Raw genomic sequence first — 14655 nt, 5'->3', positions numbered from 1 at the left:
CGGTCGAGCTGTTCGGCGGGGTGCGGTTCCCGGCCATCGGCGAGCTGCCGTACCTGCTGACCCTGGCGGGACACGGCTTCTACTGGTTCCGGCTCACCCGAGCCGCGGCCCGGGTCGGCCGACGCCGGTGAGCGTGCGCCGAGGAAAGGATGGGTCACCGTGACGAAGACCGCCTCCCTGAGACCGGGCGCGGCCGGCGGGGTCCGCTCCGTCGGACCGCTCGCGGCTCTGCTGCGCGAGTGGCTGCCCGGACAGCGCTGGTTCGCCGGCAAGGACCGGCCCCTCACCGATCTGCGCATGCTGTCGATGACGGAGCTGTATCCGGGCTGTCTGCACGTGCTGGTGCACGCGGGGCAGTCGGGCGTCCCCACGCCGGGGGGCACTCCCCCGGCCGGTGACTGCTATCAACTGCTCCTCGGTCTCCAGGAACATCTGTCGCCGCGGCTGGGCCGGGCCCTGATCGGGAGGGTGGAGGAGGGCGCGCTCGCCGGGCTGACGGTCCATGACGCCCTGCAGGAACCGCGGTCGGCGCAGCTGCTCCTGGAACGGATGCGGCACCCGGGGACGCTCGGTCCGCTCACCTTCGAGTCCGACCCGTCCGTGTCGCTGCCCGCCGGGCTCGCGCCGCGTCTGCTGGAGGCCGAGCAGTCCAACACCTCGCTGGTGTACGGCGACGCGTTCATCCTGAAGATCTTCCGGCGGGTCCAGCCCGGGGTGAACCCCGACCTGGAGGTGCCGGTGGCGCTGGCCGGGCAGGGCTGCGGGCGGGTGCCCGCACCGGTGGCGTGGTTTCGGACGACGCATCCCCAGGAGGCGACGCTCGGTGTGCTGCAGCCGTTCCTGCCCGACGCCTCGGACGGCTGGACGCTGGCGCTGAAGGCCCTGGCCCGCGGCGAGGACTTCACCGAGGAGGCGGCGGAACTGGGCCGGGCGACGGCGGACGTCCATCTCGCGCTGGCGGCGGCCCTGCCGGCCGGTCCGGACGCGGAGGACGGCCGTACCGCGGCGGCGATGACCGAGCGGCTGGAGGCCGCCGCCCGCCATGTGCCGGCGCTGCGACCGTACGTCCCCGGTCTCACCACCGCGTTCACGGCCCTCGCCGTGTGCGACCAGGGGCCGTCGGCCCAGCGCATCCACGGCGATCTGCACCTCGGGCAGGTGCTGCGGGCCGGTCACGACTGGTTCGTGATCGACTTCGAGGGCGAGCCGTCCCGTCCGCTGGCCGAGCGGCGCATGGCGCACTCACCGGTGCGGGACATCGCCGGGATGCTGCGCTCCTTCGACTACGCCGCGCGGCAGCGCCGCCCCTGGCGTCCGGAGTGGGCGCGCCGCGCCCGGGAGGCCTACTGCGCCGGGTACGCGGCCCGGGCGGGCTGGGATCCGCAAAAGAAGCACGCCCTTTTGCGTGCCTATGAGACGGATCGGGCCGTTTACGAAGTGCTGTACGAGGCCCGCAACCGGCCCGACTGGCTACCCGTACCCATGGCGGCGATCCAACGGCTCGCCGTCCGAGGAGGCTGACCCCATGGCCCTGCGCGACACCGCCCTGCCCGAGGCCGCCGGTCCCCGGCCGCTCGCGGCGCCCGCGCTCGACCCCGCCGACCGCGCGCGTCTGCTGTCGGGCGCCCATCACGACCCGCACGCCCTGCTGGGCGCGCGTCCGGTGCCGGGCGGTGTCCTCTTCCGGACCCTGCGCCCGTTCGCCGACTCCGTGCGTGTGGTGGTCGGCGGCGAGGCCATCGCGCTCGCCTCGGAGGAGGACGGCCTCTTCGCCGCGGTACTGCCGCTCGACGCGGTGCCCCGGTACACGCTGCTGGTGTCGTACGGCGCCGACACGCACGCGGTGGAGGACCCGTACCGGTTCCTGCCGGCGCTCGGTGACTTCGATCTGCATCTCGTCCGGGAGGGCCGGCACGAGGAGCTGTGGAAGGCGCTCGGCGCCGAGCCGATGACCCACCAGGGCGTGCCCGGCACCCGGTTCACGGTGTGGGCGCCGAACGCCCTGGGGGTGCGGGTCACCGGTGACTTCTGCTGCTGGGACGGGACGGCCTTCCCGATGCGGTCGCTCGGCGCGGCCGGGGTGTGGGAGCTGTTCCTGCCGGGCCTCGGGGAGGGCACGCGGTACAAGTTCGAGATCACGTCCCGGCACGGCGGCCGGTTCCTCAAGGCGGACCCGATGGCCCGCCGTGCGGAGGTCCCGCCGGACACGGCGTCGATCGTGCACACCTCGCACCACGAGTGGGGTGACGCCGAGTGGATGGCGCACCGGGGGGACATCCCCGTGCACGAGGCGCCCTTCTCGGTCTACGAGGTCCATCTCCCGTCCTGGCGACCCGGGCTGACCTACCGCCAACTCGCCGCGGAGCTCCCGGCGTACGTCAACGACCTCGGGTTCACACACGTCGAGTTCATGCCGGTCGCCCAGCACCCGTTCGCGGGTTCCTGGGGATACCAGGTCACCGGCTTCTACGCGCCGACGGCCCGGCTCGGTACGCCCGACGACTTCAAGTACCTGGTGGACGCGCTGCACCGGGCCGGCGTCGGGGTGATCGTGGACTGGGTGCCGGCGCACTTCCCCAAGGACGACTGGGCGCTCGGGCGGTTCGACGGGGAGCCGCTGTACGAGCCCGGGGACGCGCGGCGGGCCGAGCATCCGGACTGGGGGACCTTCGAGTTCGACTTCGGGCGGACCGAGGTGCGCAACTTCCTGGTGGCCAACGCCACCTACTGGTGCGAGGAGTTCCACATCGACGGGCTGCGGGTGGACGCCGTGGCGTCGATGCTCTACCTCGACTACTCGCGCGACTCTGGGCAGTGGACGCCCAATGTGTTCGGCGGGCGGGAGGACCTGGACGCGGTGGCGTTCCTGCAGGAGATGAACGCGACCGTGTACCGGCGCAATCCGGGGGTCGTCACCATCGCGGAGGAGTCCACCGCGTGGGACGGGGTGACCCGGCCGACCGACCGCGGCGGTCTCGGGTTCGGCCTGAAGTGGAACATGGGCTGGATGCACGACTCGCTCCAGTACATCGCGAAGGAGCCGGTGCACCGCAAGTACCACCACAACGAGATGACCTTCTCGATGGTGTACGCGTACAGCGAGAACTACGTGCTGCCGATCTCCCACGACGAGGTCGTGCACGGCAAGCAGGCGCTGGTGTCGAAGATGCCCGGCGACTGGTGGCAGCGGCGCGCCAACCACCGGGCCTACCTGGGCTTCATGTGGGCTCACCCCGGCAAGCAGTTGTTGTTCATGGGGCAGGAGTTCGCGCAGGGAGCAGAGTGGTCCGAGGCGGACGGTCCCGAGTGGTGGCTGCTGGATTCCGGGTACGCGTCGGCGGGCGACCACCGGGGGGTGCGGGACCTGGTCCGTGACCTCAACACGGTGTACCGGGCGACCCCGGCCCTCTGGGAGCGCGACACCGACCCGACGGGTTTCCGGTGGGTGCTCGGGGACGCGGCCGACGACAACGTCTTCGCCTTCCTGCGGTACGGCGCGGACGGCGCCCCGCTGCTCGCCGTCAGCAACTTCTCGCCCGTCGTCCGCCACGACTACCGGCTCGGCGTTCCCGGCGACGTGCCGGCCTGGGAGGAAGTGCTGAACACCGACGCGGCCCGGTACGGCGGCGGCGATGTCGGCCGGCCCGGACCGGTGAAGGCGGCGAACGAGGAGCTGGTGCTCACGCTGCCGCCGCTGGCCACGGTGTGGCTGCGGCCCTCGGCCGTGTGATCAGGCAGTTCGGGGGGCAGTCGGGTGCGTACCGGCAGCCCGCCGCAGACCCCGGAGACAGGGCGCAGAGAAAGGCATCCCGTGCGTACCGTCGGAGTGGAGGAGGAACTCCTCCTGGTCGACCCGGAGACGGGGGAGCCCAGGGCTCTGTCCGCCGCTGTCCTCGCCCGCGCCGCCCGCTGCGAGGTGGCGGAGCAGGAGCCCGTGTTCCAGAAGGAGCTGCACAACCAGATGGTCGAGTTCGCCACCCATCCGCAGTCGGGGATGGACGAGCTCGCCCGGGAGCTGGTGCGGATCCGCGCGGAGGCGGCGCGCCACGCCAAGGAGACGGGGTGCGCGGTCGCCGCGATCGGCACCTCGCCGCTGGCCGTGCGCCCTTCCGTCAGCATCGGCCGGCGATACCGGTGGATGGCCGACCAGTACGGCATCGCGACGCGTGAGCAGATCGTGTGCGGCTGTCACGTCCATGTCTCGGTGGGCTCCGACGAGGAGGGCGTGGCGGTGGTCGACCGGATCCGGCCGTGGCTGTCGGTGCTGCTGGCGCTCAGCGCCAACTCGCCGTTCTGGCAGGGCCGGGAGACCGGGTACAGCAGTTATCGCAACCGGGTGTGGCTGCGCTGGCCGTCCGCCGGTCCGACCGAGCTGTTCGGGTCGGCGGAGGACTATCACCGGCGGGTGGCGGACATGGTGGCCACGGGCACGATCCTCGACGAGAAGATGGTCTACTACGACGCCCGGCTGTCGGCCCGGTGGCCGACGGTGGAGGTGCGGGTCGCCGACGTCTGTCTGCATGCGGACACCGCCGTGCTCCTGGCCACGCTGGTGCGCGGGCTCGTCGAGACGGCCGCCCGGGCCTGGGAGGCCGGTGTGGAGCCGGTGGAGCACAGTGTCAGTCTGCTGCGGCTGGCCGTCTGGCGGGCCGCCCGATCCGGGCTGACCGGGGACCTGGTCCACCCGGCGACCATGCGGAACTCGCCCGCCGAGAACGTCGTGGGGGCTCTGCTGGAGCATGTCGGGCCGGCGCTGGCGGACAGCGGGGACCTGGAGCGGGCCCGTGCCGCCTGTGCCGGTCTGCTGAGGCACGGCAACGGGTCGCAGGTGCAACGCGAGGTGTACGAACGGACCGGAAGTCTGCGCGAGGTCGTCACCACCTGCGTGCGGCATACGCAGGCATGATGTTCACCGGCCCGCTTGTCTCGGCGTCGGGATCAGTACCGCGATCAGCAACGGGTGTCGTTTAATCCGTTCTCGGCCACAACCGGTCCCACCTGGGCTACATTCGCCACGGTCGATAACGGTTCTCATCGACGGAGTCACCCTTCGTACATGTCAGGAGCAGCGCATGCGCGACTTCGCACTCGCTCCCCCCACCACCACACCCCTGACCGGAGGGCTTGCCGACAGCGTCTTCGAGACAGCCGCGCGCACCCCCGCGCTCGCGGTGCTGGCCCGTCGCCGGGATCCGGCCTCCACCGCGTGGGAGGAGGTGACGGCCGTCGGACTGCGCGACGAGGTGGTGGACCTGGCCAAGGGGTTCGTGGCCTCCGGGATCTCGCCGGGCCACCGCGTCGCGATCATGGCGCGCACCCGGTACGAGTGGACGGTGCTCAGCCACGCGCTGTGGGCGGTGGGCGCCGAGGTGGTGCCGGTCTACCCGACGTCCTCGCGCGACCAGGTGGAGTGGATCCTGCGCGACTCGGGCTGTGTGGGCGTGGTCGTCGAGGACGAGCAGAGCGTGATGACCGTGGGGTCGGTGTGCGCGACCCTGCCCGCGCTGCGGCACGTGTGGCAGCTGGACGCGGGGGCGTTCGACGAGCTCACGCGGCGCGGCGAGCCGATCCCGATGACCACCGTGGACTCGCTGCGCCGCATCGTGCTGCCCGCCTCCACCGCCGTGATCGCGTACACCTCCGGCACCTCGGGCCGGCCGCTGGGCTGCGCGCTGAGCCATCAGAGCCTGGCCAGCCCCGTCGACACGCTGCTGGCCGGCTGGGGCCACACGGCGGCGCCCGCCGGGCAGCAGCCCTCCGTCCTCGCCTTCCTGCCGTTCTCCCACGTGTACGGTCTGATGATCCAGGGACTGTGCATCCGCGGAGGCATCCTGATGGGCCACGAGCCCAGCCTCGGCACCGAGTCGCTCTCGGCGGCGCTGCGGTCCTTCCGGCCGACGTATCTGTACGCGGTGCCGTCGGTCTTCGAGAAGATCTACAAGAACTTCCTGCGCACGGCCCAGGAGTCGGGGCGCGGGGCGCTGTTCGAGCGGGCGGCCGAGACCGCGCGGGACTTCGCGGCGGCCGTCGAGCGGCAGCGGCTGGGCCGCGGCTCGGGTCCCGGGCTCGACCTGCGGCTCCAGCACGCGCTGTTCGAGCGGACGGTGTACCGCAGACTCCGCGCCGCGCTGGGCGGCCGGGTGCACCGCGCCACCTCGGGCGGCTCCCCGCTCCACCGCGACCTGTCCCTGTTCTTCGAGGGCATCGGCGTGTACGTGCACGACGGGTACGGCCTGACGGAGACCAGTGGCGGGGTCACCATGCAGCCGCTGGGCCGGGAGAAGTCCGGCACGGTCGGCCAGGCACTGCCGGGCATGGACCTGCGGGTGGCGGAGGACGGGGAGATCGTGGTGCGGGGTCCCTCGGTGTTCCAGGGCTACGTCAACGACGACACCGCGACCCGGACGGTCCTCAGGGGCGGCTGGCTGGCCACGGGCGACCTGGGTTTCCTGGACAACGACGGCTACCTCACGATCACCGGCCGCAAGAAGGACGTCATCATCACCAGCGGCGGCAAGAGCGTGGCGCCTGCCGCGCTGGAGCAGCGGCTGCGGATGCATCCGCTCGTCCACCAGGCGGTGGTCGTGGGCGACAACCGGCCCTGCGTGGGCGCGCTGATCACGCTGGACCCGGACTTCCTGGCGCACTGGCGCGGCAGCCTGACGCTGCACGGCGACAGCCGGGAGGCACGCGAGGAGAACGCCCTGCGGGAGGAGATCGCGCGGGCGGTGGCCGCGGCCAACAGCACGGTGTCCCGGTCGGAGTCGATCCGCGCCTTCCGGATCCTGCCCCAGCCGTTCGACCAGTCGAACGGCCTGCTGACCCCGTCGATGAAACTGCGCCGCGACTCGATCGTGGCGCACTACGCGGCGGAGATCGAGGCGATGTACCAGGCCCGGGCCCGTCTGCCCCGGCAGAGCGCCCCGGATGACGTGCTGAGCTGGGACGACGCGGACGACGTGTTCCGCTGAGATGCCGCCTCGCGGCGCCGGTTAGGCCGGGCGGGTCCGGGAACCCTGTGAGTGGCGACGCGAGAGATCCGCAACGGAAAGGACGAGGTCCCGGCCCGCCCGGGGCCGTACCACGACATGGCGATCGAGCCACGCGGCGACGACTCCCCGGCCTCCTCGGCGGTCCGGGCCCGCACGGTCCGCTTCACGGGCGAACCGCACGACGTGACGGGCGCGCGACTGGCCACCGAGGAGTTCCTCGACGAGCTCACCCGGGCCGCTCCGCCCACGGCGCCGGAGTACTGGCACGACATCGTGCTGATCGTCACGGAGCTCTCCTCCAACGCCGTCCAGTTCGCGCCGGGCCCCTTCGAGTTGCGGCTGCGCCCCACCTTCGACGGGGTGCACGTCACACTCCACGACACCAGCAGCGTCGTACCGGCCCCGCGGCCGTTCCGTCCGGACCGTGGGGGCGGGGGCATCGGCTGGTACCTGATCGAGACGCTGTGTACGCAGGTCAGCGTGGTGACGGACGACACGGGAAAGGACGTGCACGTCTTCCTGCCCTGGTGACGGGGCCCGCTTCGTGATCACCGCCGCGGGCATGAGGGACGGGTTCCGGGGTAACCGCTCGGCGCGATGAAAGGTCCGCGGCGTCAGCTACCGGAGGTACTCGTGTCCACCGCCCGCAATCCCCTGTCCGTCGAGGTCTCCGTGGTCCGCGAGGACATCGTCCTGGTCACCGTCGAAGGACATCTGGATCTCGACACCGCGACCGAGTTCCAGGCCCATCTGGCCAACCAGTTCCACCACGGCAGGCGGCACTTCCTGCTGGACCTCTCCGACGTGCCGTTCATGGACTCGTCCGGCATGAACATCATCCTGCGGGTCTACCAGCAGGCCCGGGAACTGCCGGGCAGCGTCCATGTGATCGCTCCGACGCCCGCGGTGCGCCGGGTGCTGGACCTGACGGGGGTCAGCCTCACCGTTCCGGTGTCGGACAAGGTGGACGACGCGCTGGCGCTCATCGACCGGGGGCAGCACCTCGCGGAGCAGGAGGTCTGACCCGCAGGGGCCGTGCGGACGGGCGTCCGCCCCGGAGACAACAGTTGCCATTTGACAACTATGAGCGTGAGGCAACAAAGTGTGCGGGGTCAGTCATGCGGGAGGGATCACGGATGTGCGCTCCGGGCACCACGGGTGCTCAGGCCGTGGCAGCGTCCGCGTCGACGGACTCCGTCTCGTGGATCTGCGCGGCCGCGGCCACACAGAAGGCCTCCAGCCCCCGTAGCAGCGCGGTCCGCTGCGCGACGGGCATCTGCTCCAGGACCGCTTCCAGCGCGGCCTCGCGCCGCGCGCGCAGATCGGTCAGGAAGGAGCTGCCGCGCCGGCTGAGGAACAACTGGAGCTCGCGGCGGCTGTTCGCGGCGGCCCTGCGCTCCACGAAGCCCACCGCCTGCAGCCGGTCGCAGAGTCTGCTGGTGGACGGCGGCGTGGAGCCCAAGTGGTCGGCGAGCGTACGCAGGTTGATGCCTTCGTTGTGCTCCAGGATGAACAGCACGCGCAGCTGGGAGGCGGAGACCGGGGCCGTGGAGGCACGGCCCCACAAAACTTCCAGCAGCTCCGCCGCCTCGGAGGTCACCCGCGCGACCTCATGGGGCTGCGGGCGTGAGGAGGGGGACATCACGGTCCCACTCTCCCAGGCTTCGCCGAAGCTGTCAGCCCGCCCCCTCCGACGAGGCGCCCGGCGGCGGCCCGGGAAGCAGCCGTCCAAGGCCGCGCAGGCCTGTTCCGACCCCTTCCGTCCCCACCGGAGAACGGCGTGACCGACAACGTGAACCGGCTCGTGACCGCCGGGCGCGCCCTGCGCTCCGCGGCTCCGCACGAGCTGCCCGAAGCCCTGCGCGAGGTGCTGTGCACCCGGTACGCGGCCGAGACGGCCGAGTTCCTGCTCGCCGACTACGGCACGAACGTCCTGCTGCCCCTGGCCCCGGCGTCCCCGGGGACCGGCCCCGAGCCGGTGCCCGTGCGCGGCAGTGTCCCCGGACGCGCCTACGGGGCCCAGGAGCCCTACGTCGAGGAGCTGAACGGCGGCCGGGTGCGCGCGCATCTGCCGGTCACCGTGCGCGGTGACCGGATGGGCGTGTTGTCCGTCACCCTGCCCGGCAGGGCCGTGGAGTCCGCGGAGCTCGCCGAACTCGCCGAGGTGGCGCGGCTCCTGGGCCACGAGGTGCTGGTCGCGGAGCGCGACACCGACCGCTACCTCCGGGCCCGCCGCACCGACCGGCTGACACTCGCCGCGGAGATGCAGTGGCAGCTGCTCCCGGCCCGTTCCTGCTCCCGGCCCGAGTACGCGCTCGGCGCCCAGCTGGAACCCGCGTACGCGATCCACGGCGACAACTTCGACTGGTCGGCCTCCGCCGACCATCTGATGGTGTACGTCACCAACGGCATGGGCGAGGGCATCGAGGCGTCCCTGCTGACCAGCCTCGGCATCAACGCGCTGCGCAACGCGCGCCGCGCGGGCATCCCCATCGCCGACCAGGCCGCCCTGGCGGACCAGGCGATCCACGCCCACTACCGGGGCGAGGTGCACCTGTCCGTCCTGCTGGTGGACATCGAACTGTCCACCGGCCGGATGCAGGTCGTCGACGCCGGCTCCCCGCGGATGCTGATGCTGCGCGAGAAGGTGCTGACCGCGGTGGACCTGGAGGCCCAACTGCCGCTCGGCATGTTCGAGGAGACGGACTACGTCGCCCAGGAGGTCACCCTGCTCCCCGGCGACCGGCTGCTGTTCGTCAGCGACGGGGTGCACGCGGTGCCCTCGCCCGGCGGCGAGATCTACGGCGAACGCGCGCTGGCCCGCGCGGTGCACTCCGCCGCACTGCTGCCGGCGGCGGAGGTGCCCGCCGCGGTTCTGCGGGAACTCTCCCAGCACCGCGGCAGACCCGAGCCGGACGACGACGCGCTGGTCGTGTGCCTCGACTGGTTCGGCAGGCCGCCCGTGCCCGCGTCCGGCTCCCACTGACCCCTTCCACCCCCCTTCCGCCCCTTTTCTGACCCCCGACAGCGGTTTCCCGCACTGTCCGACGGGATCGCGACGGCACGACGACCGAGGAGTGAAGCAGGTTGCCGGAGCACGACACACCCGCACATCACACGGCACCGGCGGACGAGGTCGGCGCGTTCCTGCGCCGGCGCCGTGAGCAGCTCGCCCAGCGCTGGGCCGACGAGACCCTGTTCCGTACGGTGTTCACCGTGTCCCGGGACGAGGCGGTGGAGGCCGGGCGGGCCGTGGTCGACGCCCTCGCCGAGGTCGCCGAGGGCGGCCGGGTCCAGGATCCGGAGAGCGCCGGATTCGCGCCGGTGCGTGATCAGTTGGCCCGGATGTCGGCCGCGCTCGGCCGCCGGGGCCACACGCCGTCCCAGGTGTCCACCGAGGTGGACGCCCTGCGCGTGCCCGCCGCGGACCTGCTGGTCGCCGACCCGCCGGACGCACCGGCCGAGCGGGTGCGGGAGTGCGCGACGACGCTGAGCGTCCTGATGGGCACCCTGCGGCTGGTGGTGATGGAAACCGCGCTCACCGAGGGCGAGGCACTCATCGACCGGCAGCGGCTGCAGCTCATGGAGGTGGCCACGCCCGTCATCCGGCTCTGGGACGGGATCGTCGCCGTCCCCCTGATCGGGACGCTGGACAGCGCCCGCAGCCAGGTCGTGATGGAAACGCTCCTGGAGTCGGTCGTGACCGAGCAGGCGCAGTTCGCGATCCTGGACATCACCGGGGTGCCGACCGTGGACTCGCTGGTCGCCCAGCACCTGATGAAGACCGTGGCGGCGGTGCGGCTCATGGGCGCCGAGTGCGTCGTCTCGGGCATCCGGCCCGCCATCGCGCAGACCATCGTGCACCTCGGCCTCGACCTGGGCACGGTACTCACCCGGTCGAGCCTCGCCGACGCCCTCGCGTACGCCCTGCACCGGCTGGGCGCGGACATCGTGCAGACGACACCCGGCGGTACGGAGCCGCGGTGAACGACGACCTCCCGCGCACCGGTGCGGGTCCCGTGCCGGTGCTCAGACTCGGTGACGTCCTGCTGGTCACCCTCCAGGGCGATCTGCACGACGGCATGGCGGCGCAGCTCCAGCAGGACGTGGCGGAGGCGGTCGTGCGCAGCCGGGTGACCGGCGTGGTCATCGACATCTCCGGAGTCGGGATCGTCGACTCCTTCCTCGGCCGGGTGCTGGCCGAGATCGCGGCGGGCGCCCGGCTGCTGGCCGCGCGGACCGTGGTGGCCGGTATGCAGCCCGCGGTCGCGCTGACGCTGGTGGAGCTCGGTCTGACCCTGCCGGGCCTGCGGACCGCGCTCAGCACCGAGGCGGCCCTGAGGATGCTCGGCCGGCCGGCCGCGGGCGGCCCGCAGGGGAGCGCCCGGTGAGCGGCACCGCCGCGGCCGTCGAGGCCCGGCTGCCGATCCGCTCCGACCTGGACCTGGTCCGGGTCCGCCAGCAGGTGCGCCAGGCCGCCGCCACGCTCGGCTTCGGCCTGGTGGAGCAGACCAAGCTGGTCACCGCGGCCAGCGAACTGGCCCGCAACACCCTGGTCCACGGCGATGGCGGCGAGGTGCGGACGGCCCGGGTGGCCGACGCCCGCGGGCAGGGGCTGCGCCTCACCTTCACCGACCGGGGCCCCGGCATCCCCGACGTGGAGCGGGCGCTCGGCGACGGCTACACCTCGGGGGACGGTCTCGGCATGGGGCTGGGCGGGGCCCGCCGGCTGGTCCACGACTTCACCATCGACAGCACGCCCGGCGCCGGCACCACGGTCACGGTCACCTCGTGGGCGGCGCGCCCGCCGAGGCCGCGCGAGGGGCAGTGATGGCACGCGTGTGGGACGTCCCGGTGCAGGACTCGACGCGGGTGCGCGACACCCGGGTTGCGGTGGAGGAGGCCGCGGCGCTGGCCGGTCTCGACGAGCCGCGCACCTCGGCCGCCGCGCTGGTGGCGACGGAACTGGCCACCAACCTCCTCAGGCACGGCGGCGGCGGCCGGCTGCTGGTGGAGGCCGTGGCGCCGCCCACCGGTCTCGAAGGGGCGACGGCGGTGCAGACGGCGGTGCAGATAGCCGCCGTGGACCACGGTCCGGGTATCGCGGACGTACCGGCCGTCCTCGTGGACGGTTTCTCCACCGCGGAGTCGCTCGGCGCCGGACTCGGCACCTGCCGCCGGCTGGCCGACGACTTCGCCCTGCACAGCGCCCCCGGCCGCGGCACGGTCGCGCTGGCCCGGATCGGCGGCGGCGCGCGGGGGTCCGTCGGCGGCGCACAGGCCCGCGGGACCCGCGCCGACGGGGTGCGGGCCGCCGGGGCGAGCGCGTGCGGCGCGCGGGCCGGAGGTGTCAACGTGCCGTTCGCGGGAGCTGAGCACTCCGGGGACCTGTGGACCTTCGTACGGGCCGGTGACCGGCTCACCCTGATGCTGGCCGACGGGCTGGGGCACGGCCCCGCGGCTGCCCACGCCTCGACCGCCGCGGCCGAGGAACTGCGCCGGCTCGCCCACCTCTCCCCCGCCGACGTGCTGCGCCGACTCGACGGGGCGCTGCGCGGCACCCGGGGCGCAGCCGTCGCGGTCGCACAACTCGACACGCGGGCCGGGCTGCTGCGGTTCGCGGGAATCGGCAACACCGGGGCCCGGCTGTACGAGGGCGGCGCGTGGCGGCCGCTGCTGTCCCGGCCCGGTATCGTCGGCGTGCACCGGCCGTCGACGGTGCCGGAGACCGAGGCCCGCTGGGCCGCGGACCGGCTGCTGATCCTGCACACGGACGGGCTGCCGAGCCGCTGGGTGCCGCCGTCCGACCCCGCCCTGCTCACCGCCGACCCCGCCGTGACCGCGGCCGTGACCGTGCGCGACGCGAGCAGTCCCGCGCGCCCGGTCCGCGACGACACCGCGGTGGCCGTCCTCACCCCCGACCCGCCGGACCTCCCATGACGCACAGCTGGCCGATCACCACCGTCACGGACGCGGCAGGCGCCCGTATCGCCGTCGCCCGGCTCGCCGCCGCGCACGGAGTGCCGCCCCTGGAGCGCACCCGGCTCGCCGCGGCGCTCAGCGGGCGGCTGCGCCAGTGTCTGACCAAGGGCGGCGACTGGCTGCTGACCGCGCGGGCGGCGAACGGGCTGCTCGGCCTGGAGGTGCGGCCCGCCCCCGGGGCCCAGGAGCCCGTGTGGACCGCCGAGGCGCCCTGCCCGGAACCGTCGCGGACGACGGTCTGCACCGAGGTGGCGGACGACCCGGCGCTGCTCGCGGAAGCGCTGCTGGGCGCCGACGAGGACACCGCACTCGTCCTGGACCGGCTCGCCGAGCAGGAGGAGCTCGTCGGGTACCACCGTGAGGAACTGCATCAGACCAACCAGGGCGTGGTCGCGCTGCACGCCGAACTCGACGCGGCCGGCCGGGCCCAGCGCGAGGCGTTCTCGGCGGAGCGCGCGGCCCGGCACGAGGCGGAGCGCGCGCGCCGCCGGCTGAGATTCCTGGCGGACGCCAGCGCCGCGCTGACCGCCTCCCTCAACCACGAGCAGATCGTGCGCCGGCTGCCCGACCTGCTGGTCCCCGAGTACGCCCGCACGGCCGAGGTCTGGCTGTTCGACGCCGAGGACGACCGGCGGCGGCCCACCGCGCACCCGGCGGCGGCCGTGCGCGCCGCCCGCACCGGGCGCCCCCAGTACGCCGCCGCGCACCCCGGCGGGCTGCCCGGCGTCGACGACCAGCCGCCGTCGGCGCTGGACCCCGGCCGCCCACTGCTGTGCGTGCCGCTGGCGGCCCGGAGCGCGCCCCTGGGCGTGCTGACGCTCACCCCGCCCGGCGAACGCTGGGACCCCGACGACGCGGTCATGCTGGTGGAACTCACCCGGCGGGCGAGCACCGCGCTGGACAACGCGCGCCGCTTCGAGCACAACCGGGACATCGCCGAGACACTCCAGCGCGCCCTGCTGACGGAGCTGCCCAGCACTCCGGGTCTCAGCCTGGCCGCCCGTTATCTGCCCGCCACCCACGGGCTCAACGTCGGCGGCGACTGGTACGACGCGTTCCGTCAGCCCGACGGCGCTCTCCTCGTCGTCGTCGGCGACGTCACCGGGCACGGGCTGCACGCCGCCGTGATGATGAGTCAGCTGCGCACCGCCCTGCGCGCGTACGCCGTCGACGGGGCCGGCCCCGGACAGTTGCTGACCCGGCTGCACGCCATGCTCCACCATCAGCAGCCCGATCTGTACGCGACCGCGGTGATCGCCCGCTTCCGGCCCGGCGAACCGTCACTGACGTGGGCGGCCGCGGGCCATCCGCCGCCGGTGCTGCGCGACTCCGCGGGGCGGGTGCGTACGCTCGACGCCAAGCCCGGCGCGATGCTCGGCATCCCGTTGCGCCAGGAGATCGCCGACCACACCCTCCCCATCGATCGCGGATCGACCCTCGCGCTCTACACGGACGGGCTGGTCGAGCGCCGCGCCCAGGGGATAGACCCGGGCATCGAGCGGCTCGCGACGGCTCTCGGCTCACTGCGCACGGCGGAGCTGGACAGGGACCTGGACGGGTCGGCGGAGCGCATCCTCGATCCCCTGCTCAGCGACTCGGAGCGCGACGACGACGTCTGTCTGCTCCTGTGCCACCTCGACGAGGCCGCCCCCCTGACGGGAACCCTGACGGCCCTCTGACG

At 73.3% G+C, this 14655-nt stretch carries 14 protein-coding genes; 13 read left to right on the top strand and 1 reads right to left on the bottom strand.

Annotated features, from left to right (window positions below; translation table 11 throughout):
- The 7 genes from ABT057_RS26335 to ABT057_RS26305 form a co-directional block, all read left to right on the top strand.
- Window positions 1-131, top strand: a 131-nt coding sequence (locus ABT057_RS26335) for an alpha-glucosidase C-terminal domain-containing protein (protein WP_352346055.1), incomplete at its 5' end; no start/stop codon positions are given.
- A gap of 28 nt (window positions 132-159) precedes the next feature.
- On the top strand, window positions 160-1521 hold the full coding sequence (locus tag ABT057_RS26330; RefSeq protein ID WP_352346047.1) for a maltokinase N-terminal cap-like domain-containing protein: 1362 nt from the start codon (window positions 160-162) through the stop codon (window positions 1519-1521).
- Window positions 1522-1525: 4 nt separating this feature from the next.
- Window positions 1526-3730: a 1,4-alpha-glucan branching enzyme gene (gene glgB, locus ABT057_RS26325; protein ID WP_352346046.1), complete on the top strand. Its 2205-nt coding sequence runs from the start codon at window positions 1526-1528 to the stop codon at window positions 3728-3730.
- 81 nt (window positions 3731-3811) lie between these two features.
- On the top strand, window positions 3812-4906 hold the full coding sequence (locus ABT057_RS26320) for a glutamate--cysteine ligase 2 (protein WP_352346045.1): 1095 nt from the start codon (window positions 3812-3814) through the stop codon (window positions 4904-4906).
- Window positions 4907-5072: 166 nt separating this feature from the next.
- On the top strand, window positions 5073-6971 hold the full coding sequence (locus ABT057_RS26315) for an AMP-dependent synthetase/ligase (protein WP_352346044.1): 1899 nt from the start codon (window positions 5073-5075) through the stop codon (window positions 6969-6971).
- A gap of 117 nt (window positions 6972-7088) precedes the next feature.
- Complete coding sequence (locus ABT057_RS26310) at window positions 7089-7523, top strand: ATP-binding protein (RefSeq protein WP_352346054.1); 435 nt, start codon at window positions 7089-7091, stop codon at window positions 7521-7523.
- Between the two features lie 102 nt (window positions 7524-7625).
- Entirely contained in the window at window positions 7626-8015 is a 390-nt protein-coding gene (locus ABT057_RS26305; protein WP_352346043.1) for an STAS domain-containing protein, read from the top strand.
- Between the two features lie 139 nt (window positions 8016-8154).
- On the opposite strand, the gene ABT057_RS26300 is transcribed toward ABT057_RS26305, so the two are convergent.
- Window positions 8155-8634, bottom strand: a complete 480-nt coding sequence (locus ABT057_RS26300) for a MarR family winged helix-turn-helix transcriptional regulator (protein ID WP_352346053.1) — start codon at window positions 8632-8634, stop codon at window positions 8155-8157.
- Between the two features lie 138 nt (window positions 8635-8772).
- On the opposite strand from ABT057_RS26300, the gene ABT057_RS26295 reads away from it, so the two are divergent.
- From ABT057_RS26295 to ABT057_RS26270, 6 genes are all read left to right on the top strand, one after another.
- Window positions 8773-9978: a PP2C family protein-serine/threonine phosphatase gene (locus ABT057_RS26295; RefSeq protein ID WP_352346042.1), complete on the top strand. Its 1206-nt coding sequence runs from the start codon at window positions 8773-8775 to the stop codon at window positions 9976-9978.
- 101 nt (window positions 9979-10079) lie between these two features.
- Window positions 10080-10979 (top strand): STAS domain-containing protein, encoded by a 900-nt coding sequence (locus ABT057_RS26290; protein ID WP_352346041.1) that lies wholly within the window; start codon window positions 10080-10082, stop codon window positions 10977-10979.
- A complete protein-coding gene (locus ABT057_RS26285) occupies window positions 10976-11383 on the top strand; it encodes an STAS domain-containing protein (RefSeq protein ID WP_352346040.1) in 408 nt (135 codons plus the stop codon). Before ABT057_RS26290 ends, ABT057_RS26285 begins: the two co-directional genes overlap by 4 nt.
- The gene (locus ABT057_RS26280; protein WP_352346039.1) at window positions 11380-11823 is read left to right on the top strand and encodes an anti-sigma regulatory factor; all 444 of its coding nucleotides are present in this window, start codon (window positions 11380-11382) and stop codon (window positions 11821-11823) included. The genes ABT057_RS26285 and ABT057_RS26280 overlap by 4 nt, the downstream gene beginning before the upstream one ends.
- Complete coding sequence (locus tag ABT057_RS26275) at window positions 11823-12932, top strand: ATP-binding SpoIIE family protein phosphatase (RefSeq protein WP_352346038.1); 1110 nt, start codon at window positions 11823-11825, stop codon at window positions 12930-12932. The genes ABT057_RS26280 and ABT057_RS26275 overlap by 1 nt, the downstream gene beginning before the upstream one ends.
- A complete protein-coding gene (locus tag ABT057_RS26270) occupies window positions 12929-14653 on the top strand; it encodes a PP2C family protein-serine/threonine phosphatase (protein ID WP_352346037.1) in 1725 nt (574 codons plus the stop codon). Before ABT057_RS26275 ends, ABT057_RS26270 begins: the two co-directional genes overlap by 4 nt.
- Window positions 14654-14655 lie beyond the last annotated feature (2 nt).

The organism is Streptomyces sp. NPDC002588 (genome assembly GCF_040295925.1).
In the GTDB taxonomy this organism is placed as follows: Bacteria; Actinomycetota; Actinomycetes; order Streptomycetales; family Streptomycetaceae; genus Streptomyces.
This window is presented reverse-complemented; position numbering and strand designations above follow the sequence as displayed.